Genomic DNA, 20,509 nt, shown 5'->3' with positions numbered 1-20,509 from the left:
GTAACCGATACTCACGCTGCTGTTCGGAATAGGATGGAATGAAAGCTGCTATTTTTAGCAACCTTTCTCCTCGCGTTGGATTTGGCGTTGATAGGAAAATGGCTGTTAGTAGGTCGCAAGTAATGGTGGTTGCAGCCTCCCGCAACCATCTTTACCGGCGTCGATTGCAAGTTGTGATCGATGCCGGTCCCCGCAACCATCTTTACTTGCTCGGGCAACAAGTGAAGATTAGATCCAGCCCCCGCAACCACCGATACAAACAAACCCGTAGCATTCGCTGCGGGTTTTGTTGTTTTTGATGCCTTTCCAATAGCTTGACGCTCCGTCAACACAAGGATCTGACCCAGTTCGCCGTAAGCTGCTCTGCGCCCCGAAAACTGGAGGGAAGTCGGGGCTCGGGTCACCAGAAACCTCGTGAAACGCCCAATGTCACGGATATAGTTGCGCTGGATCGCCGAAGAGAAATGGCGCATGTTCATGTCATCGATCAGACGCTGGCGAAGCGTGCTGACGGAAGTCTCGGGAAATATCCTGGTCATCATTCGGTTCCTTTTGTTGAAAGAAACCGGATGGACCACCCGAACGGGACCGTGCTCAATCAAACCTCAACGTCGGCGTGCTCGCTGTTTCCCAACCCCACGCGCCTTCCCGCGTAGCGGGTTCGTTCACCGGCCGCATTCCTGCGTACCGCAGCGAGAGTCCGCTTCCCGCCGAACTGACGCTGTCGAAGTTGATCGGATAGGGCAGGACTGCGTCGCCGCCTCATTGCTGCTTCGAACCCAAACCTCCAGGTTTCTGCTGGGCAGCCGACGGCAGTTTCGGCGGACAATATATGGATTGTCGACCCGCAGGAAACCAAATCGAGATGATCAGCTTTCGTCCTGACGCCGGGCGGCGTCGGCAGCCTCGAAATGTGCCACTTGGTCGGCATAGGCCTTTTTGAAAGCGGGCCGGTCCATGACCCTTTCCACATAGGCTTCCGTTTCAGGCCGATCTCCGAAGGCGCGGAGCTTTGCCACGCGCAGGACGTCCGTCATCATCAGGTCCGCGATGGTGAAACGACCGGCAGCAAGCCATTCTCGCTCATTCAGGATGCGCTCCATGTGGGCCAGACGGCTTTCCAGCCAGTCAGTCAATCCGTTCTCCTTCGCACCTGTCAATTCAAGGAACCACCATGGAACGGACACCATCTCGATGGAGTTGAGAGCAGCGATGAACCACTGAAGGGTTTCGGCCCGCGCTTGCGGATCACGAGGCATCAGCGTCTCGCTCTTCTCCGCCAGATGCAAAACACAGGCCCCGCTCTCGAACATATGGAGATCACCGTCCGACATGAAGGGAACCTGTCCGAATGGCTGACGGGCAAGATGGTCTGGACCGCTTTCCCCGAATGGCACGGTTCGGACGGAATAGGAAAGGCCCGCTTCCTCACATGCCCATCTTAGCCGCATGTCGCGAACGAAGCCGGCAGGGCCATTGGTCATTGGCACCCAGTCGAGGGTCCAGATCGTGATGTTGTCGCGCATTTCGAAGTCCTGGAAACAAAAATTTGGGCAACTGTCTCGCAATTGAAAAACAAAACCGAGTTCATGACAACCGCATCGAAAGTCTGTCCCGCTCACTCGATGACCTGGATTTCTGGTCTATTGGTCTCCGTAGGATCGTGTCCCATGACGTGGTGTAGCTGGATTTCATAGCCATCGGTGATTTCCGGTAGGGTCGGGTTGCTTAGAACCAACCTTAAGGACACCACCGATGACCGACGACATGATGAACCTGCGCTTGGCTGTTGAGAAGAGCGCTGATGCCGATTTGCTGCGTGAGATGATCGGCTTTGCAGCCGAGAAACTGATGGCGCTGGAGGTGAGCGCGAAGACAGGCGCTGGATACGGCGAGAAGACCACGTTCCGGCTTGCCCAGCGCAACGGCTACCGCGATCGAGACTGGGAAACGCGAGCGGGCACCGTTGAGCTGCGCATCCCCAAGCTTCGCACCGGCAGCTATTTTCCGAGCTTTCTCGAACCACGCCGGATGGCGGAGAAGGCTCTGACGGCGGTCATCCAGGAAGCCTATATCCAGGGCGTTTCGACCCGGTCCGTCGATGATCTCGTCAAAGCCATGGGCATGTCGGGCATCTCCAAGAGCCAGGTCTCGCGACTTTGCGAGGAAATAGACGACAAGGTGAAGGCCTTTCTGGACAGGCCCATCGAAGGAGAATGGCCCTACCTCTGGATTGATGCCACCTATCTGAAGGTCCGACGCGGCGGGCGCATCGTCTCAGTCGCCGTCATCATCGCGGTGGGCGTGAACACCGACGGCCGGCGCGAAGTGCTCGGCATGGAGATCGGAACATCAGAAGCCGAGCCGATCTGGACCTGTCCGTCGTCGAATGATTATGGACAGAATGGGGTCTGGCTATCAGGAGAGATTGGCTCGTCTGATGTGTTGATTTAAGCCGCGTTTGCGTGGTGTTGCAAGCGTCGGTTTTGAATGGTCTGTTGCTTGATCCTCTTTCGCTGTTTCAGGATTTCGTCTCCTCTGCCGAAGTAGACATCCGCCGGTGTGAGGTTGCCGAGGCTCTCGTGGTATCGGCGATTGTTGTAATGGTCGATGAATGCGCCGATCTGCGCTTCAAGGTCTTCGGGGAAGAAGTAATTCTCGAGCAGGATCCGGTTTTTCAGCGTCTGGTGCCAGCGCTCGATCTTGCCTTGGGTCTGCGGATGACCGGGCGCGCCGTGAAGCTGCTCCATCTTCCTGTCCTTCAGCCAGTCCGCCAGGTCTTCGGCGATGTAGCATCCGCCATTATCCGACAGAAGCCGCGGTTTGTGCTCCACCTTGACGCTGTCGCAGCCGGATGCAGAAAGCGCAATGTTCAGCGTGTCGGTTACATCACCCACCTTCATGTTCGTGCACAGTTTCCATCCCACGATATATCGGGAAAAGTCATCGAGGATGGTGGACAGATACAACCAGCCCCAGCCGATCACCTTCAGATAGGTGAAATCGGTTTGCCACATCTCATTGGGGCGAACGGTCTTGTCCCTGAATTCATTGTCCGCCTTGACGACAATGAAGGCTGGCGAGGTGATCAGATCGTGCGCCTTGAGCAGGCGATAGACGGACGCCTCTGATACGAAATAGCTTTTTGTGTCGGTGAAGGTCACCGCCAGTTCGCGCGGGGAGAGCTCCGGCTCTTCAAGCGCCAGCTCTATCACCTCGTCCCTGATAGTATCGGGAATGCGGTTCCATACCCGTGACGGGGCGGATGAGCGGTCCTCCAGCCCCTCAACGCCAAAGCGCTGGAAACGGTCATACCAGCGGTAAAAGGTCTGGCGGGGAATGGCGAGCTGCTCCAGTGTCTTCTTCACCGGCAGGTGCGATTGCTCGACCAGCCGGATGATTTCCAACTTCTCGGATGCGGGGTATCTCATTCTTCTGCGTCCCCATCCCCGATCATGCTTTTTTTGAGCAGGCGCAGCTCCAGCGTCTGCTCGGCCACGACCTCTTTCAGATCGCGTGTTTCCCGACGTAATGCCTTCACCTCATCCGTCGTTGCGGCCCGAGCCGTATCGCCGGCCAGGCGCCGCTTGCCGGCCTCGAGAAATTCCTTCGACCAAGTGTAATACATGCTTTCGGCGATACCCTCGCGGCGGCAGAGCGCGGCGATACTGTCTTCGCCGCGCAGGCCTTCCAGCACAATGCGGATCTTTTCCTCGGCCGAATAGGATTTGCGTGTGGCCCGGCGGATATCCTTGATCGCCTTGTCTGCCGTCGGCTTCTGCTGCCCGGATTTCTGTCTCATCTTCGCTTCCTTTGCGTGCGCTATGATGAGCCAAAACCCTCCCTTATCCGTTAAGCCAGATCTGTCTCAAAGGCGTTGAGACGGAACAGGCAAAGCTTCATTCGACAAATCCGATCGAGCGTCTCAACGGCGAGATCAAGCGACGCACTGAAGTCGTTGGCATCTTCCCCAACGACGACGCCATCGTCAGACTGGTCGGTGCCTTGCTCCTGGAGCAAAACGACGAATGGGCCGTCCAGAGGTCCCGCTACATGACACTTGAGACAATCGCCACGATGAGCGATGATCCGCTCATCAGCCTGCCAGCAGCAAGCTGACACTCATCCGCCCCTCTGGGATGAGCCGTGGTCGTCTAAGCTACACCACGTCATGGGACACGATCTATCCGTTTTGATCAAGCCCTCATTTGGGCCCATTTTCTGTCATCGCGGATAAGTGCGTTTGCGAGTTCGATGAGCTTTTGCATGATTGCTTTCACGGCAACTTTTCCGGGTTTTCCTGCGCTTTTCAGCGCCTCGTATTTTGCCTTCATCTGTTTGTTGAAGCGGAGGGCGACGAGGGCCGGCATATAGAGGGCATCGCGCAGGAATTTTCGTCCTCCCTGAATGAGGGCCTTTCCACGCCATTGGCCCGATTGTCGGGTCATGGGCGCCAAACCCGCAAGGCTGGCGATCTGCTTTCGGCCAAGCGTGCCGATCTCGGGGCATTCGATCATGATCGCCGAGCGTTCTGCAAGACATAATTGTTGCTCAGAGACGGCACAGGCTTTCGCGCTGAATTAGAACAGGTTCGAAGGCTTCGGGGCGCGGGAAGTCGGGCGTGGTGGCAGCCTGCATGGCGGTGGCGACGATGTGCTTGAGGTCGATCCGGATTGTCGTGAGGGGAGGGATGGCGTATTTGACCTCGTCCATGTCGTCGCAACCGACGACGGAAACGTCATGGCCAACGCGCCGCCCAGCGGCGTGGCAGGCCGCTAGCACCCCCATTGCGATAAGGTCGGAGAAGCATAGAAATGCGATCTCTCCTCTGTGTGTGGCAAGGAGTTCGGTGGCCTTGGCGAAGCCGTAGGCGCGTGAGGTGGGGCCGGGATGGAGGCCCGGGGACGCGAGGCCGGCCTCGACGATCTCGGCCACTGCGCCCGATTGACGTTGGAACGCGGCGCTCGTTTGCCGGCCACCGCCGATCCAGTGAAGGTTGCGGTGGCCGGCATCAATGGCTGCACGCGCGGAAAGGCGACCGCTGCGGACCTCATCCATGACGATCTGTGGAGCATCGAAGCCCTCTACCGAGCGAAAGAACAGCGCGGTCGAGATGGCGAGAGTGTCGCCGACGCGCAGGATCGCGTCCAGATCTGCGCAGGTGGTGCCGTAGGCTGGGCAGAGTAGCAGCGCCTCGCAGCCGACCTGAAGCGCTTGGTGAAGGAAGTCGGCTTGACGCGCGCGATTCTCACGGGTGATGCCAAGAAGCAGGCGCTTGCCGCGGCTCTCAATTTCGGTCTCGGCCTCAAGGAGCATGTCGTTGAAGATAGGGTTGGTAAGATCGCCGAGACAGACGGCGACCTGGTTGGTGCGTGACATGCGCAGATCGGCGGCTGCCTGATTGTAGACATATCCGAGCGACGTGGCGGCGTTACGGATACGGGCGATCGTATCGGCCGGAAAGCGGGTGTCACCGCGCAAGGCGAGCGATACGGAACTGACCGAGAGCCCGGTCTCCCGGGCGATATCCTTTAGGGTGACGCGGGCGCGCATGGAATCTCCTTTCGTATGTTTCTGGCTGAAAGCGGCGTTGGACGTCAAGTAGAACGATTTAGTAAAACGATCTAGTAGAACGATTGACTAGCTTTTTTTTCCGTGCCATCTTCGATTTCATGCTGGTCCCGAGGGGGCCGCACAATGTCTGGGAGGACACCATGAACAAAGCGATTTTCTCCGCCGCGATCCTCGCGGCTACCGGGTTCGGCCATGCGGCCGTTGCGCAGGACTGCAACTGGGTGCCCGAGCGCCCGGTGAACGTCATCGTGCCGTGGGGCGCGGGCGGAACGACCGACGCCAATGCGCGCCAGCTCGCGACAGCCTTGCAGGAACGGTTCGGCGTTCCCTTCAATGTGGTAAACCGCACCGGCGGCAACGGCGTAACAGGTCATACTGCGATCTCGCGCGCGCGGCCCGACGGCTATACGATCGGCGCGGCGACGGTCGAGATCGATACGATGCATTGGTTCGGGTTGACGGATCTGACCTATGAGGACATCACGCCCATCGCACTGATGAACATGCCGGCGGCGGGTGTCATCGTGAACGCTGATAGCCCGTTCGACAGCCTGACGGAGCTTTTGGATTACGCGCGCGAAAATCCGGGTGAGTTGACCGCATCGGGCACTGCTCTGGGTGGGATATGGCATCTGGCGCTCGCGGGAATGCTTGAGGCCGAGGGCATGGATCCTCAGGCGATCCGCTGGGTCCCCTCGCAGGGCTCGGCGAGCGCGTTGCAGGAACTGTTGGCGCACGGTGTCGACATGGTGACGCCTTCGCTGGAAGAGGGTAAGTCGCTGATCGATTCGGGTGAAGTGCGGGCGCTGGCCTATATGAGCGACACGCCGAGCCAGGCGTTTCCGGACGTACCGCTGACGGCTGACGAACTCGAGAGCGGATGGACGCTGGCGGCTTTCACCAGCATCTCGGGGCCGAAGGATCTGCCCGAGAACATCACCTGCAGTTATGAGGCCGCTCTGGAGGAAATCGTGGCGTCGGATCGCTGGGCCGAATTCCGTGCGAGTCTCGGCGCGCCGGTCGTCTGGGGCGATGCCGCACAATTGAGATCGGTGATGGAGGCCTACGACGAGAGCCTGGGAGCCACGATTGAGGCCATCGGCATGAAGAAAAATGACTAAAATTCGCGTGACCAGCGATTTCGTGACAGGCGGGGCCCTGGTTCTTGCTGGCTCCGCCATGTATCTGGGCGCGCGCGGGTTCTCCGCGCCGCCCACCATGAGCTACGGCGCGGGGTTCTTTCCGAAGATCGTAGCCGGGGGCATGGCGATTTCCGGCTTGCTGATCGTACTGGCCGATTTTCGCGCGCGGCTGAGTAAGCAGGCCGCGTTTGATGTACGCGGGGCGGGGAGGGTCGCCCTGCTGGCCGCAATGATCGCGGCCTATGCGCTGGCGCTCAATCCGCTCGGCTTTCATCTGGCGACGGTCTGCCTTCTCTTCCTGGTGACGCGGTTTTACGGCGGCGGGTGGATCTCGGCGGGTGTGCTGTCAGTCGCGGCGACGCTGATCCTGCATTTCGTCTTCTATTCGGTGATGCGCGTCTCGCTCCCCTGGGGTGTGATGTTGCCCTTCGCGTGGTGAGGTGACGTCTTGGAACTGATGAACATCTTGAGGGGGCTGACCGACCCCACACTTCTGGCAACCATCGCTGTTTGCACGCTCTACGGTGCTCTGGTTGGCGCGCTGCCGGGGCTCTCGGCGACGATGGCGGTGGCGCTTCTGGTGCCGTTTACGTTCTACATGGATCCGGTGACAGCGGTGGCGGCAATCGTGGCCACGACCACAACGGGCATCTTTGCAGGCGATATAAGCGGCGCGCTTTTGCGAATACCTGGTACGCCGGCTTCCGCCGCCTATGTCGCCGACAGCGCGACCATCGCGGAGCGGGGACAGCCGCGTACGGCGCTGTTCGTGTCGCTTTTTGCCGGCGTCTGCGGTGGGATCATCGGGGTCGGCGCATTGGCGTTGGCTGCACCGCTCCTGGCGGATTTTTCCAAGAACTTTTCGAGCGACGAGATGTTCTGGCTCGCTGCCCTCGGCCTCAGCTGTGCCGTTTTCGTGGCCGATGCGCCGCCCGCCAAGACCTTTGCGAGCTTGTTCATCGGCCTTGCCGTCGCTTGCGTAGGCATCGATATCGCGGTGGGCGAGCCGCGCTATACATTCGGTCTTTACGATCTGTTCGACGGGGTGGAGTTCATCTCGGCCATGATCGGGTTCTTCGCGTTGACCGAGTTGTTCAAGGCAGCGGCGGTGCGGCGCGACCCGGCGGCCAGGATCCAAACACAGAAGATGGAACCGCTGGGTGAGGCCATCGGCAACGCACTGCGCGAAATTCAGGCACGATGGAAGAACATCGCGCGATCGGGTCCCATGGGTGTGTTAATCGGCGTACTGCCGGGCGCGGGCGCGGATGTTGCTGCGTGGATCGCCTATGCGGTGTCCCGGAAGTTCTCACGCACGCCAGAGAAATACGGGCACGGCCATGCCGAGGGACTGGTCGACGGGGGGGCCGCCAATAACGCGGCCGTCAGCGGCGCATGGACGCCCGCGCTGGTCTTCGGGATACCGGGCGACAGCGTGACGGCCATCGCCATTGGCGTGCTGATGATGAAGGGCCTCAACCCTGGCCCGGACATCTTCGAGCGCAGTGGCGAGATCGTCTACACTCTTTTCGGGGCATTCCTGATGGCGAACATATTTATGATTTTCACCGGAGGCATCGCGATCCTGATGGCGAGCCAGCTTCTTCGAATGCCCAAGCACATGCTGATGCCGTTGGTGCTGGCGCTTTCGCTGATCGGGGGATTTGCAGTCCTGAACTCGGTCTTCTCGATCTGGATCATCTTGGTCTTGGGTTTTCTGGGTTATGCGATGATCCTGGGCGGCCTGCCCATCGCGCCGGCAATCCTCGGCGTCGTTTTGGGCCCGGTGGTCGAACAGAATTTCATGACCTCGATGATCAAATCGCAAGGGGCGCTAATGCCGCTATTCGATCGCAACATTTCCATGGTGTTGGGGGGCGCGACGATCTTGATATGGTCGCTCTGCCTCTATCGCGCGATCCGCACCATCCTCAAACCCAATGAAATCAATGACGCAAAGGACGACATCTCATGAGTAATGCCCTGAAGGAACGGATCGCAAGGGGCGAGATCGTGACCGCCGCGTGGATCGATACCGGATCGCCGGAGGTTTGCGAGATCGTGGTCAACGCCGGCTGGGACGTGGTGGTCATCGACTGCGAGCACGGTGCGGCGCCACTCGAGGATGGGCTGAGCCTCATCCGTGCGGTGCAGGCGGCGGGCGGCGAAGCGGTGCTGCGCGTGCCCGACGGCAGCGATACGACTTTGAAGCGCGCACTGGACCGCGGCGCTCGCTCGATCCTCGTGCCAATGGTCAATTCGGTGGAGCAGGCCAAGAGTATCGTGCATTCGTGCTTTTACCCGCCAAGGGGCGGGCGGGGCTATGCCGCGCCCATCGTGCGCGCCTCGCATTACGGCCGCTGGACCGACTACGCGAAGGAGGCGCATGACGACCTGCTGCTGATGGTGCAGTGCGAGCATATCGATGCGGTCGCTCACGTCGCCGAGATCGGTGCGATCGATGGGATCGATATGGTCTTCGTCGGGCCGAATGACCTGTCTGGGTCCATCGGCCTTCTGGAACAGCTCGATCATCCTGATCTTCTCAAGTGCAAGGAAGAAGTCGAGCGTGCTGGTCGCGAAAGCGGCGTGAAGCTTGGTACGATCTTGGGAGGCGGGCGGAATTACAGCCAAATCCGGGACGCGGGATACAGCTTCATCGTGGGACCGGCCGATGTGGGGCTGCTCTATGATGCCGCGCGGGCCGCGCGTATTGAGATGGCGGACGATCTCGACCTTGTTGCTGATGCCGGGGGAGCGGCGCGCGACTACTGAGGGGAAGTACGAAGAGATAAAGAAGATCCTGAACGATCCGAACGATTACGTTCCGGAAATGCTTGACGGACTGGTTGCGGCGCATCCCGAAACCTATCGGGCTGCGGGCCACCGCGTCATCGTGCGCGCGGGCAAGAAGAGGACGGGCAAGGTCGGTATCGTAACCGGCGGGGATCGGGACATCTGCCGGTCTTCACCGGTTACGTGGGGAACGGGTTGCTCGGCGGAGGGACTGGCAAGGTCTTTGCCAGTCCCTCCGCCGAGCAGATGGCCGACGCGATCCGCGAAGTCGATGCAGGGGCGGGGGTTCTCTGCCTCTACGGGAATTGCGGCGGCGACGTCATGAATTTTGACATGGCCGCCGAGACGGTCGAGTTCGACGACATCCGTACCACCGCCCATGCGGTGGCCGACGATGTGGCCTCGGCCCCGGCGGAGGAGGCCGAGAAGCGACGCGGCGTAGCAGGCATGATCTATGCCTTCAAGATCGCGGGCGCTGCGGCGGAGCGGATGGACGACCTCGATGAGGTCACGCGGCTCGCCGTCAAGGCCTCGGGCGCGGTGCGTTCGATAATCGTCAAACGAGGAGAGCTTTACAGACCCTATGGGGTGTCCGCTTGACAAGAGGTTGCCTTCCGAAGGCCGCCTCGCGTAGGCCGCTCGGGCTTAAGCGTGTTTTCTTCCGTTGTTTCAGGCGTGGCCCTTTCCGTTGACATGAGTCAACGCGCATATGCGCAGAAGCGCATAAATATCGGCTCATGCAAGAGCTACTGGACGCCATCTCCGATCCGACACGCAGAGCGGCCCTTGCCGTGCTCTGGAATGATCAGGAACACTGCGTGTGCGAACTGATGGCACGGCTGGGGGCCACTCAAAGCCGGATGTCGCGGCACATGAAAGTGCTGCGCGATGCCGGGCTCGTCCGGGATCGGCGCGACGCGCAATGGGTGCGTTACCGCCGCAATCCGGAGTTGGCGCCCGAACTGGTGGCTGTGATCGAGGCGGTTCTGGTCGCCGAACAGATGCAGAAGAGAGAGAGCGCATGACAACCGAAATGCATGGGCTTAAATCCGGGCAAAGAGGTTCCTCCTTGCTCTGGTATCTCGGTATCGCGGGAGCCTCCGTGATCTGGTGGCTGGCCTATGGTCAACTGATCGCCTTTTCCGAATGGGCCACCACTCTTCTCCCGGTCGACCGACAAAGCCACACGGGCGAAGCAATTGCCTTCTTCTTCTATGATGTCCCCAAAGTACTTCTGCTCCTGACCGGCATCGTGTTTGTCACCGGCGTGTTGCGCAGCTGGTTCAGCCCGGAAAGAACCCGCGCGTTGCTGGCCGGAAGACGCCGGATTTTCGGCTACCCCATGGCCGCCGCACTCGGCGTTCTCACGCCATTCTGCTCCTGTTCCTCCGTACCGCTTTTCATCGGCTTCGTTTCAGCCGGGATCCCGCTTGGCGTCACTTTCGCCTTCCTGATTGCCGGCCCGATGGTCGGACCTGTCGGACTTGGGCTGCTTTACGGCCTCGTCGGCTGGAAAATTGCGACGATCTATCTCGTCTTCGGCTTCACCATCGCCACGATCGCCGGCTGGGTTCTCGGGAAAATGAGGCTGGAACGTTACCTTCAGCAATGGGTGCGTGACCTCAACGCGGGACCGGCAGCCGACATCCCCACCGAACGGATCGATTTTGTCGACCGGCTCAAGATTGGCGTCGAACAGGTCCGGGAGATAGTCGGCAAGGTCTGGATCTGGGTCGTGGTCGGCATTTCCATCGGAGCGCTTATTCACGGTTATGTTCCTGAAGCGCTCATGCTCCGGGTCATGGGCGGCGAGGCTTGGTGGTCCGTTCCGGCTGCCGTCATCGTCGGCGTGCCGATGTACACCAATGCCGCGGGAGTCATCCCGATCGTCGAAGCCCTTCTGGGCAAGGGCGCCGCCCTTGGCACGACGCTTGCCTTCATGATGTCGGTCATTGCGCTTTCCCTGCCCGAGATGATCATCCTCAAGCAGGTGCTGACCTACCGGCTGATCGCGGTTTTCATTGCGGTCGTTTCCGCCGGCATCCTGGCCACGGGCTTCTTGTTCAACCTCATCCTCTGAAAGGAACGATTATGAAATCAATCAGGATTTATGGCCCCGGCTGCAAACGTTGCGAAACGACGGAGGCCATGGTGAAAGACGCCGCCGAGAAGCTCGGCATTGCCGCTGAAATCGAAAAGGTGAGTGATCCGAGGGCAATAGCGCTGGCGGGCGTGATGTCGACACCGGGCATATCGATTGACGGCAAGCTCGTGCACACGGGAGGACTGCCGGACAAGGCCAAACTCGAAGCCTGGCTGTCTGCATAGTCTGAAGGAACGGGCATATATTCCCGGCAGATTATGCCGACGCGTCGGCGCGGACGCCCCCGGTTTTACCTGAATACCGATTGCATTGGATCTTCGCGATGCCCCCAGTGCGCCGCTGCAATTCCCAATATGGAACCGTCGTCGGGAATACGGTTCGTTCGTCCTTCGTCGTGACGGAAAACCGGAAGGAATGGGAGATCGCGCTCCGCCATTTCTCGGACGTTCCTGCTTCAGATGCCGATGAGGGCAGGCGCAGCCGCGTTTGGCGCCGGTCCGCGTTTCCGTGAAACGGATCTAGCGGAGCAGTTCGAGTACCGACGCCAGGAACATGCGGGCGCCCGCGATACTGTCTTCGGTCTTGACGAATTCGGCTTCGTTATGGCTCAGGCCATCACGGCAGGGGACGAAAATCATCGCCGAGGGGGCATGGCCCGCCATGAACAGCGCGTCGTGAAAGGCCCCCGAGACCATCGAAAGGGTCTTAAAACCGGCCTTCTGCGCCGCGACCTGCAATGCTGCAACCACGTCTTCCGCAAATGTTACCGGCGCCATATCCGCGGTTTTGCGGATGGAGGCGGAGACACTCTCCGTTTCCGCTGCCTCCGCCAGTCGTTCCCGGACATCTGCTTCCAGCCGGTCGAGAACCGTGGCTTCGGGATGACGAAGGTCGATCGTGCAGGACGCCGTCGCGGGAATGGCATTGATGCTGCCGGGCGTCACCGTAATCCGGCCGACCGTGAAGCGGGCCCCGGCGTTTTCCGGCATCACGGTTGCGTAAAGCGCTGCAAGCCCCGCCGTCAATGCCTTCAGAGGATCGCGACGGTATTCCAGTGCGGTGGTGCCGGCATGCGCCGTCTGGCCTTCAAACGTTGCCTCCAGCCAGCGTGTACCCTGCACGCCGGTGACAATGCCGATGGGAATCTTCTCGTTTTCGAGCGATGGGCCCTGCTCGATATGAAGCTCAAGATAGGCGCCGACCGGAAATCCAAGCGCGCGGTGGCCGACGTCGGGCGCAAGCGCCTCAATAGTGGCAAGGCGCTCGTCATCGAAGCGGCTAGCATCATCGACAGCCTGCAGTTCCTGCCATGCGGCCGGGATTTTTCCCTCGACGAAAGCGCGCGATCCCATGCAACCGGGCGAAAAACGGCAGCCTTCTTCGTTCGTCCAAGCCACCACCTCGACCGCCCGGGCCGGTTCGAACGCCGCATCGGCGAGACTTTCCAGCACTTCAAAGGCCGTCAACGTTCCGAGCGCGCCGTCGAAACGGCCGCCAGCCGGCTGACTGTCGAGATGCGACCCGATCAGGAGCGGCGGAAGAGCGCCGTCCTTTCCCTCCATGCGGATGAAAAGATTGGCGATGTCGTCCTGAAAGACAGAGAAGCCACGCGCCCTGGCCAATGCCGTGAGCAAAGCACGGGCTTCGCGATCGCCCGTCGTCAGCGCTTGACGATTGACGCCTCCGCCCGGCGTCGCACCGATTGCCGCGAAGTCGTCGATGCGGGTCAGAAAGCGGTCGCTGTTGACTTCGGGTTTTCGGCTCATCGGGCGGAACCCTCCGCATAGGCAGCACTGTGGAAATCGATTTCCAGCCGCATCGCCTTGCCGAAGACGCCGCTCAGATGAACGCGCTCGCGTTCACCCAGCGTTTCTCCGGCCGCATCCAGCCGGTCCCGCAGCCATGTGGCTTGTGCCGCAAAGGTTTCATCGGTGTGGAGACTGACCCATTCTGCCAGAAGCGGATCGGACATCTTTTGCCGCTCAGCCTGTTTCGACCACGTCCAGTACATCCATTCGGCCGCGAACATGGCGGCAATGGTGTCGATGAAGCCGCCATCACGGGCGATCGCGAGCATTCCATCGCGGAACCGCGCCACCGCCGGATGGTCCAGATCAAATCCCGCCGGTGTGATCCCGCGCGCCGCGAAAGTCCGCTCGAAATAGGCGATCTGGTGGTTGGCAAGTGCGTCCAGCACACCGATCAGCCACCGCCGGTCAGTCATGGTCTCTGCCTTGGCCGTGGCATAGGCGAAAATCGAGATCGCGGTCTCGACGAAAGCGCCTTCGAAAACGAGATAGCGCTCGAACACGGCGTTCGGAAGGGCATCGGCCTTGATGTCCTCGACAAAGCGGTGGGCGACCATCTCGTCGAAGACGGTCCTGTTCTCCCGCAGCATGAAATCGGAGAGCTTTTCCATGTCCCGTCTTCCTCAATCACGGCCCAGCGCTGGACGCGCAGCATCCATGAATGCCTTCACCCGTTCCGGGTCAACCGGGTTCCACCAGACGCCGCTTTCCTTCAGAGAGGAAGCCACGATGACGCCATTGGTGCGGGCGAGGATCTCAACGACATTGTCCTTGCTGACGCCCGAACCGACCATCAGCGGCAGATCGGTTGCCGAGCGTACCTCGTCGATCTCCTCGATGGTCGCCGCATTGCCGGTGCGCTGTCCGGTCGCGATCACGACGTCGGCGTCGAAGAAGGCAAGATCGCGGGTTTGTTCGGGGATGGTTCTGTCGGCGGTAATGGCATGGGCGCCGTGCTTGACGTGGCTGTCGGCGAACACCTTGATGTGCTCGGCGCGCAGCAGCGAACGGTAACGCAGCGCCTCGCCCGCGCGTCCTTCCATGAAGCCTTCATTGGCGACGTAGGCATTGGCCCACTGGTTGACGCGGATGAAGCTGGCGTTGCCCGCAAGCGCGATTGCCAGGGCCGGGATAGGCGCATTGGCAAGCACATTGATGCCCAACGGAACGCCGGTCGCCTGCTTGATCCGGTCGGTCACGACCGACATGAAGGCCGCCGTCTCGTGGCCGATATCCTCGGGTTTGGAAAACGGGATGTCACCGTGGTTTTCGATGACGAGACCATCGAGCCCGCCGCCGATCAGAGCGTCCGCATCGCGCATGCAGGCATCATAGATGCCATCGATCGATTGGCCCCTGTAGCGCGGCGAGCCGGGAAAGGGCGGGCAATGGACCATGCCAAGCAGAGCCTTGTCAGCCTTGAATATTTCCCGTATGGCGCTTGAAGTCCCACTTGATATTTTCTGCATAATTGTCTCCAGGAAGCTAAGAAATGCGTGCGTTTGTGATCGGCAATGCCGCCATTGATGAAACTATTTCAGTCGATGGACTGCCCGAGCCCGGCGCCTCCATTCTGGGGCGGATCGCCAGCCGCGATCTCGGCGGCAAGGGCACGAACCAGGCCGTCGTAATGGCGCGCGGCGGCCTTGCAACAACGCTGGTTTCGGCCACAGGTGGGGATTTCCGCTCCGCAACCATTCGCGAGCAACTCGCCGAAGAGCCTGTGGACGCCCGGCTTGTCTGCCTCGGCGGCGTTTCGACCGACTTCTCGATGGTGCTGACCACGCCGGATGGGGAGAATTCCATCGTGACCACCACAGAGGCTGCCGAAGCCCTGCCGCTTGAGGCGGCCCTCGACGTCCTGGGCGAAGCGGCGCCAGGCGACTTTCTCGTGATGCAGGGCAATCTCGGCGCGAAGACGACCGAGGCGCTGCTCAGGACCGGCCGCGAACGCGGCATGGTGGTGGCCTTCAATCCGTCTCCGCTCAGGCCGTATTTCGAATGCCTATGGCCCTTCATCGACATTGCCTTTCTCAACGAGAGCGAAAGCTTGAACCTGACCGGAAGGACAGGACGAGACGCCGCCGAAGCGCTCCACGCCAAGGGTATCCGCCAGGCTGTTCTGACATCCGGCACCGACGGCGCTATACTGAGCACGGCCGGGGGCGCCGTCATTGATGTCCCCGCCGTCAAGACGAAAGCCATTGACACCACCGGCGCGGGTGACACCTTCATGGGGGCGGCGTTGGCCTCCGCGGCGCTCAGGGGCGGCGCGCTCGATGAACGCGCCATCTCCCATGCCGCCGCCGCTTCTGCGCTGACCGTGGCCCGGCGTGGAACCCGCCGCGCCTTTCCCAGTCGGGACGAACTTGCCGAAATCTTCGCCGGCTGAGGGGAGGAGCCGGCGGTTGGGAAGGCAAATCCGTCCCGGTCGCGTCATCCCTTTTCGGCCAGCCAGCCGAGGATGTTCTTCCAAAGAATGCCGTAGCCTTCCCATTCGCAGAAGGCCGGCGACAGCCAGTGCGGACCGATATCCGAGGTCCAGACCGCACTTCGTCCCTTGCCGGCCTTGCCCGTTACCAGCAGCGGATGTCCGCCCTGGTCTTCCGGCAGGCGGGCGACGATTTCGATATCGTCCCGCTCACGCAGCTCGACCTCGTTCACACCCAGCATGACCGGCCATTCACCGGAAATGCCGGCAAGCATAGGATGATCCGCCATCAGAATATCGGGCGTCGTGCCTTCCGGGATTTCGACGCGGTCGTCCCAAGGCAGGCAGGTGACCGGCAACACGTCCTCGACGGCGGTCCGCCGCCAACGGGCCTTGCCATCGATGCCCTGGAAGGAGAAATAGCCGCCGCACATCAGCAGTCCGCCGCCCTTTTCGACCCAGGCCTTGATCAGCTTCAGCCGATTGGGAACGGTCTTTGACTGCTGCCAGACGGCCGGCGGCAGAAGCAGCGTATTTGCACCGATGTCCGACAGGATGATGATGTCGTAGGCATCGAGCCCTTCCATTTCGAAGGGAAAATGGTCCGCGGCCTCGTGCGCGGGCATATAGGTCAGTTCGAACGCGCTGCCCTTCAGCGCATCAACGAGCGGCGTTGCGCCGAGATGGTAATGGACGCTGCCGAACTGGTCGAACCCCTTGTAGTGCGTTTCGGAGGTGACCCAGCTTTCGCCGACCAGAAGTACTTTCTTTGTCATTTCAATTCCGTCTTGTTTCGTTGTGATGCAAAGTCGGCATCGAACACGGCGCGCGGATTGTCCTTCATCAGTCGTGTCAGGACGTCGTGGTCAAGGCCGTGGCGTGCCAATCGGGGCAGGAAGTGTTTGAGGATGAAGGCATAACCATTCCCGCCGTAATGCGTCAGCATCATTTTCAGGAACACGTCGTGGGAGAGGAGGATGCGGCCTTCATGGCCGGCATCGACAAGCCTGACGATGGCGCGGGCACATTCTTCATCGCTCGGGCATTGCACCTGCTGGTCGGCATAGAAGAAGTCCATGCCGATCATGTCGTACTCCAGAAAAGCGCCGCGCGCGGCAAGCTCGCTCTGATAGGGGAAATCGTCATGCGACGGGTTCATGTGGCAGAGCACGGTATGTCTCAAATCCGCGCCTTCGGCCGCCGCTATATCCAGCACCTCGTGGCCGAGGCGGAACCACCCCGGCAAGTGCACCATCAGCGGCAGGCCGGTGCGCGCCTGCGCCTGGGCAGCGCCGCGAAGCGACTTGCGCTCGGCTTCGGTAAAGTCGCCTGAAACGCCGATCTCACCGATCAGGCCGATCCGGACACTTGTGCCGTCGACGCCCTCGACCGCCTCACCGACGATCTCGTCCGCGATCGCCTCGGCTGACATGCCCGCGAGCTTTTCGGGGTGGGAGTCCTGCAGATAGTAGCCGGCGCCGATCACGATATTGAGCCCGGTCGCATCCGCAATCCGCTGCATGGCTTCCGGATTGCGCCCGATGCCCTGACAGGTCGGCTCTACGAGCGTGCGCCCGCCTGCATCGAAGAACGATTTCAGCTCCGTGATCGCAAGCTTCTCGTCATCAAGCGTGATGTTGTGCCTGTTGACGAAGGGATCCTGACGCAGTTCGCTCAGGATCTCCATGCAGATGAAGCTGTCCGCCAGGTGCTGGCGTTCCGGTGTTTTCGGCGGGTTCCACCAGCATGTGCAGTCGTTCAGCACATGCTCGTGCATCAGCGTCACGCCCAGCGCCGAAGCGTTCACGGGGCCGTTGACGGTCATGACCTTGCCGGAGCCCGTATGGGCCTCGGAAAGCTCGGTTGCAGACATTACTTACCTCCCTTGCTCCGGCCGAAGCGGAAGTTCGCGCCGAATATCCGGGTATTGAGCCAAATCGCCAGCAGAATGATCGCGCCGGTCACAATCTGGGTGAAGAAGGGCGAGATATGCATCAGGATCAGGCCGTTGCCGATGACGGCGATGGTCATCGTGCCGAGCACCGTGCCGAGGATCGTGCCGCGCCCGCCCATGAGCGACGTCCCGCCGAGAACGACGGCGGCGATCGCCTGGAGTTCGAACCCGACGGCCGCATTGGATGAACCGGAGCCGAGGCGAGCCGCCATCAGCAGGCCGGCAAGGCCACAGGCAAGACCGGAAAGAACGTAGACCGACATCAGCACGAATTTCGCAGGCATGCCGACGCGACGGGCCGCTTCCAGATTGGAACCGATGGCGACGACCTGACGGCCATAACGGGTCTTCGAGATGACGATGTAGCCGATGATGGCCACGATAACCGCGATGATCGCCGGAAAGGGAATGCCGAATAGCTCGCCACGGCCGAGAAACAGGAAGCCGCCCACATCGCGGATCGGGATCGAGTACCCTTTGGTGAGATAAAGCGCGAGGCCGCGGAAGATCGAAAGCCCGGCCAATGTGACGATGAAGGCGGGAATGCCCTGATAGGAAACGAACCAGCCCTGGAACAGGCCGATCAGCGCCCCGAGCGCCAGCATTGCCACGATGGCGAGCGGCCACGGCATGCCCGCCGCGATGATCATCGCGACCACGGCGTTGATGACGGCGATCACCGAGCCGACCGAAAGGTCGATGCCGCCGGTAATGATCACGAATGTCATGGCGATGGCGACAATCAGGATCGGAGCGGCCTGCCGGACGACGTTCAGCAGGTTCCCTGCCGTCAGGAACGTGTCGGTGCTCAAGGAGAAGAACACGACGCAGACGGCAAAGAAAAAGGCGATGGAGAGCACCTGGGCGTTCTCGCCGAGAAAATCGAGAAGCGGCGAGCCCTTGGCGCGTTCGGTATAGGCGCTCAATGTTTTTGTCCCCCGACGATAAGTTGGACGAGGTCTTCAAGGCTTGTGTCGCCGATCATGCGTTCGGCAACCTTGGTGCCTTCATACATGACGGCAATGCGATCGCAGACGCGGAAGAGGTCCTGCAAGCGGTGGGTGATCAGAACAACGGAGACGCCCTTGGCCTTGACGCGGTTGATGAGGTGAAGCACGGCTTCCACCTCGGCCACGGCCAGCGCCGACGTCGGCTCGTCCATGATCAGGACTTTCGGCTGGAACGAGGCCGCGCGCGCGATCGCGATCGCCTGACGTTGACCGCCGGAGAGCTTCTCCACCTTCGCGGAAAGGCGGGGGATACGGATTTCCAGCGCCTCGAGCATGCGCTCCGCCTCGGCCGTCATTGTCTTTCGGTCAAGAAACAGCCCGTTGGAGATTTCGCGTCCGAGGAACAGGTTGCCGACGACATCGATATGGTCGCAAAGGCTTAAATCCTGGAACACCATCTCGATGTTGCGGTTTCGGGCATCGGCGGGACCGGTCAGAGCAACCGTTTCACCGGCAACCCTGATGGTGCCGCCGTCCGGAATATAAGTGCCCGAAATGATCTTGGTGAGGGTCGATTTCCCCGCGGCGTTGTCGCCGACGAGGCCAAGGCATTCGCCGGGGTAAAGATCGAGATCAACACCGCGCAGCGCCTGGTGGGAGCCGAAAGTCTTGGTGATGCCGCGCAGGGAAATGGTGGGTTCTTTTGATGGGCCGTCCGGCGAGCGGAGGGGGGTATCCCCTCCGCCGCCTGCAGCGCCAGCGTGCCGGAGATCAGACATCATTTAAAGATAGCGCGGTAAGGTTCTACATTGGTTTCGTCGACGATCGTGACAGGCACCGAGATCGAGGCCTCGACATCATCGCCGTTGGCGATATCGTTGAGCGCCTCCACGGCGGCAGCTCCCATCAGCGACGGATCCTGCTGGATGACAGCGATCAGGAAACCGTCATCAATGGCGTTGATGGCCTGAGCCGTCAGGTCCCAGCCGAAGATCTTGATGTCGTTCTGCTTGCCCTGGCTTTCGACGGCGGCAATCGCGCCCATCAGGGCCGGCTCACCGGTCGCGTAGATCGCCGTCAGATCGGGATTTGCGGTGATCAGGTTCTCGGCGGCCGACAGTGCGGTGTCCTGAACATTCTGACCATCAACGACGCCGACGATTTCAATGCCGTCGACGCCCTCAATTGCGTCCTGGAACCCTTCCTGACGAACGTTCTGAATGTAGGAGTTCAAGGCGCCGACGATGCCGACCTTCGCCTTGCCGCCCATGTCCGCCTGGACGTATTCGAGGAAATAGGCGCCGATGTCCGCGCCGGCCTTTGCATTGTCGACGCCGATCTGGGCCTTCTGCGGCCCATCGGGAAGGATCGCGTCGATGGCCACGACCGGAATGCCGGCCTCATCGGCCTGTTCGACGGCAGGCATGATGCCGTTGACGTCGATCGCGACGACCGCCAGCCCGTCAACGCCTTCCTGGATATAGGTCTCAACGGCATTGTTCTGCATCGCCGGGTCGTTGTTGGCGTTGTAGATCTGCAGGTCGACGCCAAGTTCCTTCGCCTTTTCCTCGGCTCCGCGATTGATGTCGTTGAAGAACAGGGCCTGCTGGTTGATCTGGACAAGTGCAAACGTCTTGTCGGCTGCTTCGGCGGCAGTTGACAGCACGCTGGCGATGACACCGGCGGCAAGAGCCGTCGAAAGGAGTGTTCTCCGCGAAAATCTCGAAGTCATGTGTTCATCCTCTGGTTG

22 protein-coding genes and 2 pseudogenes are annotated in these 20,509 nt (G+C 60.7%); 11 read left to right on the top strand and 13 right to left on the bottom strand.

The window, feature by feature from the left end; translation table 11 throughout:
• Window positions 1–11 precede the first annotated feature (11 nt).
• Complete coding sequence (locus tag AZF01_RS24510) at window positions 12–539, bottom strand: hypothetical protein (protein WP_244435577.1); 528 nt, start codon at window positions 537–539, stop codon at window positions 12–14.
• A gap of 330 nt (window positions 540–869) precedes the next feature.
• Complete coding sequence (locus AZF01_RS18135; protein WP_024708725.1) at window positions 870–1,526, bottom strand: glutathione S-transferase family protein; 657 nt, start codon at window positions 1,524–1,526, stop codon at window positions 870–872.
• 229 nt (window positions 1,527–1,755) lie between these two features.
• Between AZF01_RS18135 and AZF01_RS18130 the strand changes: the two are divergent.
• Window positions 1,756–2,376 (top strand): annotated as a pseudogene (locus AZF01_RS18130) (transposase); the annotation flags it as partial.
• 74 nt (window positions 2,377–2,450) lie between these two features.
• On the opposite strand, the gene AZF01_RS18125 reads toward AZF01_RS18130, so the two are convergent.
• Window positions 2,451–3,802 (bottom strand): IS3 family transposase gene (locus AZF01_RS18125; protein WP_152534477.1). Its coding sequence is split into 2 segments (ribosomal slippage): window positions 2,451–3,464 and window positions 3,467–3,802, totalling 1,350 coding nucleotides; the frame shifts between segments, so codons are not numbered across the junction.
• Between the two features lie 86 nt (window positions 3,803–3,888).
• Here AZF01_RS18125 and AZF01_RS23610 point away from each other — a divergent pair.
• A pseudogene (locus tag AZF01_RS23610) lies at window positions 3,889–4,119 on the top strand (transposase); the annotation flags it as partial.
• A gap of 77 nt (window positions 4,120–4,196) precedes the next feature.
• Here AZF01_RS23610 and AZF01_RS18110 read toward each other — a convergent pair.
• Window positions 4,197–4,517: a transposase gene (locus tag AZF01_RS18110; RefSeq protein ID WP_024706318.1), complete on the bottom strand. Its 321-nt coding sequence runs from the start codon at window positions 4,515–4,517 to the stop codon at window positions 4,197–4,199.
• Between the two features lie 34 nt (window positions 4,518–4,551).
• Entirely contained in the window at window positions 4,552–5,553 is a 1,002-nt protein-coding gene (locus AZF01_RS18105; RefSeq protein ID WP_024706319.1) for a LacI family DNA-binding transcriptional regulator, read from the bottom strand.
• Between the two features lie 161 nt (window positions 5,554–5,714).
• Here AZF01_RS18105 and AZF01_RS18100 point away from each other — a divergent pair, with 161 nt between their 5' ends.
• From AZF01_RS18100 to AZF01_RS18065, 8 genes are all read left to right on the top strand, one after another.
• Complete coding sequence (locus AZF01_RS18100; RefSeq protein WP_024706320.1) at window positions 5,715–6,695, top strand: tripartite tricarboxylate transporter substrate binding protein; 981 nt, start codon at window positions 5,715–5,717, stop codon at window positions 6,693–6,695.
• A complete protein-coding gene (locus tag AZF01_RS18095; RefSeq protein WP_081725653.1) occupies window positions 6,688–7,155 on the top strand; it encodes a tripartite tricarboxylate transporter TctB family protein in 468 nt (155 codons plus the stop codon). The genes AZF01_RS18100 and AZF01_RS18095 overlap by 8 nt, the downstream gene beginning before the upstream one ends.
• 18 nt (window positions 7,156–7,173) lie before the next feature.
• On the top strand, window positions 7,174–8,691 hold the full coding sequence (locus AZF01_RS18090; RefSeq protein ID WP_036235684.1) for a tripartite tricarboxylate transporter permease: 1,518 nt from the start codon (window positions 7,174–7,176) through the stop codon (window positions 8,689–8,691).
• Window positions 8,688–9,491: an HpcH/HpaI aldolase/citrate lyase family protein gene (locus AZF01_RS18085; protein WP_024706323.1), complete on the top strand. Its 804-nt coding sequence runs from the start codon at window positions 8,688–8,690 to the stop codon at window positions 9,489–9,491. The genes AZF01_RS18090 and AZF01_RS18085 overlap by 4 nt, the downstream gene beginning before the upstream one ends.
• A 216-nt stretch (window positions 9,492–9,707) precedes the next feature.
• The gene (locus tag AZF01_RS18080; protein WP_244435488.1) at window positions 9,708–10,112 is read left to right on the top strand and encodes a dihydroxyacetone kinase subunit DhaK; all 405 of its coding nucleotides are present in this window, start codon (window positions 9,708–9,710) and stop codon (window positions 10,110–10,112) included.
• Window positions 10,113–10,249: 137 nt separating this feature from the next.
• Window positions 10,250–10,537, top strand: coding sequence for a helix-turn-helix transcriptional regulator (locus tag AZF01_RS18075; protein ID WP_024706325.1), 288 nt, complete (start codon window positions 10,250–10,252; stop codon window positions 10,535–10,537).
• Window positions 10,538–10,545: 8 nt separating this feature from the next.
• Window positions 10,546–11,592, top strand: a complete 1,047-nt coding sequence (locus AZF01_RS18070) for a permease (protein WP_152534425.1) — start codon at window positions 10,546–10,548, stop codon at window positions 11,590–11,592.
• 11 nt (window positions 11,593–11,603) lie between these two features.
• Window positions 11,604–11,840, top strand: coding sequence for a thioredoxin family protein (locus tag AZF01_RS18065; RefSeq protein WP_024706327.1), 237 nt, complete (start codon window positions 11,604–11,606; stop codon window positions 11,838–11,840).
• 294 nt (window positions 11,841–12,134) lie between these two features.
• On the opposite strand, the gene AZF01_RS18055 is transcribed toward AZF01_RS18065, so the two are convergent.
• Genes AZF01_RS18055 through AZF01_RS18045 form a run of 3 tightly spaced genes read right to left on the bottom strand, consistent with a single transcriptional unit; the run spans window position 12,135 to window position 14,893 of the window.
• Window positions 12,135–13,382, bottom strand: a complete 1,248-nt coding sequence (locus AZF01_RS18055; protein WP_024706329.1) for a Zn-dependent hydrolase — start codon at window positions 13,380–13,382, stop codon at window positions 12,135–12,137.
• Window positions 13,379–14,035 (bottom strand): TenA family protein, encoded by a 657-nt coding sequence (locus AZF01_RS18050; protein ID WP_024706330.1) that lies wholly within the window; start codon window positions 14,033–14,035, stop codon window positions 13,379–13,381. The genes AZF01_RS18055 and AZF01_RS18050 overlap by 4 nt, the downstream gene beginning before the upstream one ends.
• A gap of 12 nt (window positions 14,036–14,047) precedes the next feature.
• Window positions 14,048–14,893 carry a BtpA/SgcQ family protein gene (locus AZF01_RS18045; RefSeq protein ID WP_024706331.1) on the bottom strand — a complete coding sequence of 282 codons (846 nt, stop codon included), beginning with the start codon at window positions 14,891–14,893 and terminating at the stop codon, window positions 14,048–14,050.
• Between the two features lie 23 nt (window positions 14,894–14,916).
• On the opposite strand from AZF01_RS18045, the gene AZF01_RS18040 reads away from it, so the two are divergent.
• Window positions 14,917–15,816 (top strand): PfkB family carbohydrate kinase, encoded by a 900-nt coding sequence (locus tag AZF01_RS18040; RefSeq protein ID WP_024706332.1) that lies wholly within the window; start codon window positions 14,917–14,919, stop codon window positions 15,814–15,816.
• Between the two features lie 44 nt (window positions 15,817–15,860).
• Here the strand turns inward: AZF01_RS18040 and AZF01_RS18035 are convergent, their stop codons facing one another.
• Genes AZF01_RS18035 through AZF01_RS18015 form a run of 5 tightly spaced genes read right to left on the bottom strand, consistent with a single transcriptional unit; the run spans window position 15,861 to window position 20,491 of the window.
• Window positions 15,861–16,631 carry a glutamine amidotransferase gene (locus AZF01_RS18035; RefSeq protein ID WP_024706333.1) on the bottom strand — a complete coding sequence of 257 codons (771 nt, stop codon included), beginning with the start codon at window positions 16,629–16,631 and terminating at the stop codon, window positions 15,861–15,863.
• The gene (locus AZF01_RS18030; RefSeq protein ID WP_024706334.1) at window positions 16,628–17,728 is read right to left on the bottom strand and encodes a phosphotriesterase; all 1,101 of its coding nucleotides are present in this window, start codon (window positions 17,726–17,728) and stop codon (window positions 16,628–16,630) included. The genes AZF01_RS18035 and AZF01_RS18030 overlap by 4 nt, the downstream gene beginning before the upstream one ends.
• Complete coding sequence (locus tag AZF01_RS18025; RefSeq protein WP_024706335.1) at window positions 17,728–18,735, bottom strand: ABC transporter permease; 1,008 nt, start codon at window positions 18,733–18,735, stop codon at window positions 17,728–17,730. The genes AZF01_RS18030 and AZF01_RS18025 overlap by 1 nt, the downstream gene beginning before the upstream one ends.
• Complete coding sequence (locus AZF01_RS18020; RefSeq protein WP_024706336.1) at window positions 18,732–19,541, bottom strand: ATP-binding cassette domain-containing protein; 810 nt, start codon at window positions 19,539–19,541, stop codon at window positions 18,732–18,734. Before AZF01_RS18020 ends, AZF01_RS18025 begins: the two co-directional genes overlap by 4 nt.
• On the bottom strand, window positions 19,538–20,491 hold the full coding sequence (locus tag AZF01_RS18015; protein ID WP_024706337.1) for a substrate-binding domain-containing protein: 954 nt from the start codon (window positions 20,489–20,491) through the stop codon (window positions 19,538–19,540). The genes AZF01_RS18020 and AZF01_RS18015 overlap by 4 nt, the downstream gene beginning before the upstream one ends.
• Between the last annotated feature and the right edge of the window lie 18 nt (window positions 20,492–20,509).

The organism is Martelella sp. AD-3 (assembly GCF_001578105.1).
Taxonomy (GTDB): Bacteria; Pseudomonadota; Alphaproteobacteria; order Rhizobiales; family Rhizobiaceae; genus Martelella.
The sequence above is the reverse complement of the archived record's forward strand: the minus strand, read 5'-3'. Positions and strand labels throughout refer to the sequence as shown.

Bases quoted from the DNA above. Each gene is read 5' to 3' on its own strand.
- AZF01_RS18030 (WP_024706334.1), bottom strand. From the start codon at position 17,728: ATGTCTGCAACCGAGCTTTCCGAGGCCCATACGGGCTCCGGCAAGGTC.
- AZF01_RS18035 (WP_024706333.1), bottom strand. From the start codon at position 16,631: ATGACAAAGAAAGTACTTCTGGTCGGCGAAAGCTGGGTCACCTCCGAA.
- AZF01_RS18015 (WP_024706337.1), bottom strand. From the start codon at position 20,491: ATGACTTCGAGATTTTCGCGGAGAACACTCCTTTCGACGGCTCTTGCC.
- AZF01_RS18055 (WP_024706329.1), bottom strand. From the start codon at position 13,382: ATGAGCCGAAAACCCGAAGTCAACAGCGACCGCTTTCTGACCCGCATC.
- AZF01_RS18110 (WP_024706318.1), bottom strand. From the start codon at position 4,517: ATGATCGAATGCCCCGAGATCGGCACGCTTGGCCGAAAGCAGATCGCC.
- AZF01_RS24510 (WP_244435577.1), bottom strand. From the start codon at position 539: ATGACCAGGATATTTCCCGAGACTTCCGTCAGCACGCTTCGCCAGCGT.
- AZF01_RS18095 (WP_081725653.1), top strand. From the start codon at position 6,688: ATGACTAAAATTCGCGTGACCAGCGATTTCGTGACAGGCGGGGCCCTG.
- AZF01_RS18075 (WP_024706325.1), top strand. From the start codon at position 10,250: ATGCAAGAGCTACTGGACGCCATCTCCGATCCGACACGCAGAGCGGCC.
- AZF01_RS18065 (WP_024706327.1), top strand. From the start codon at position 11,604: ATGAAATCAATCAGGATTTATGGCCCCGGCTGCAAACGTTGCGAAACG.
- AZF01_RS18090 (WP_036235684.1), top strand. From the start codon at position 7,174: ATGAACATCTTGAGGGGGCTGACCGACCCCACACTTCTGGCAACCATC.
- AZF01_RS18050 (WP_024706330.1), bottom strand. From the start codon at position 14,035: ATGGAAAAGCTCTCCGATTTCATGCTGCGGGAGAACAGGACCGTCTTC.
- AZF01_RS18020 (WP_024706336.1), bottom strand. From the start codon at position 19,541: ATGATGTCTGATCTCCGGCACGCTGGCGCTGCAGGCGGCGGAGGGGAT.
- AZF01_RS18105 (WP_024706319.1), bottom strand. From the start codon at position 5,553: ATGCGCGCCCGCGTCACCCTAAAGGATATCGCCCGGGAGACCGGGCTC.
- AZF01_RS18100 (WP_024706320.1), top strand. From the start codon at position 5,715: ATGAACAAAGCGATTTTCTCCGCCGCGATCCTCGCGGCTACCGGGTTC.
- AZF01_RS18135 (WP_024708725.1), bottom strand. From the start codon at position 1,526: ATGCGCGACAACATCACGATCTGGACCCTCGACTGGGTGCCAATGACC.
- AZF01_RS18040 (WP_024706332.1), top strand. From the start codon at position 14,917: ATGCGTGCGTTTGTGATCGGCAATGCCGCCATTGATGAAACTATTTCA.
- AZF01_RS18085 (WP_024706323.1), top strand. From the start codon at position 8,688: ATGAGTAATGCCCTGAAGGAACGGATCGCAAGGGGCGAGATCGTGACC.
- AZF01_RS18070 (WP_152534425.1), top strand. From the start codon at position 10,546: ATGCATGGGCTTAAATCCGGGCAAAGAGGTTCCTCCTTGCTCTGGTAT.
- AZF01_RS18045 (WP_024706331.1), bottom strand. From the start codon at position 14,893: ATGCAGAAAATATCAAGTGGGACTTCAAGCGCCATACGGGAAATATTC.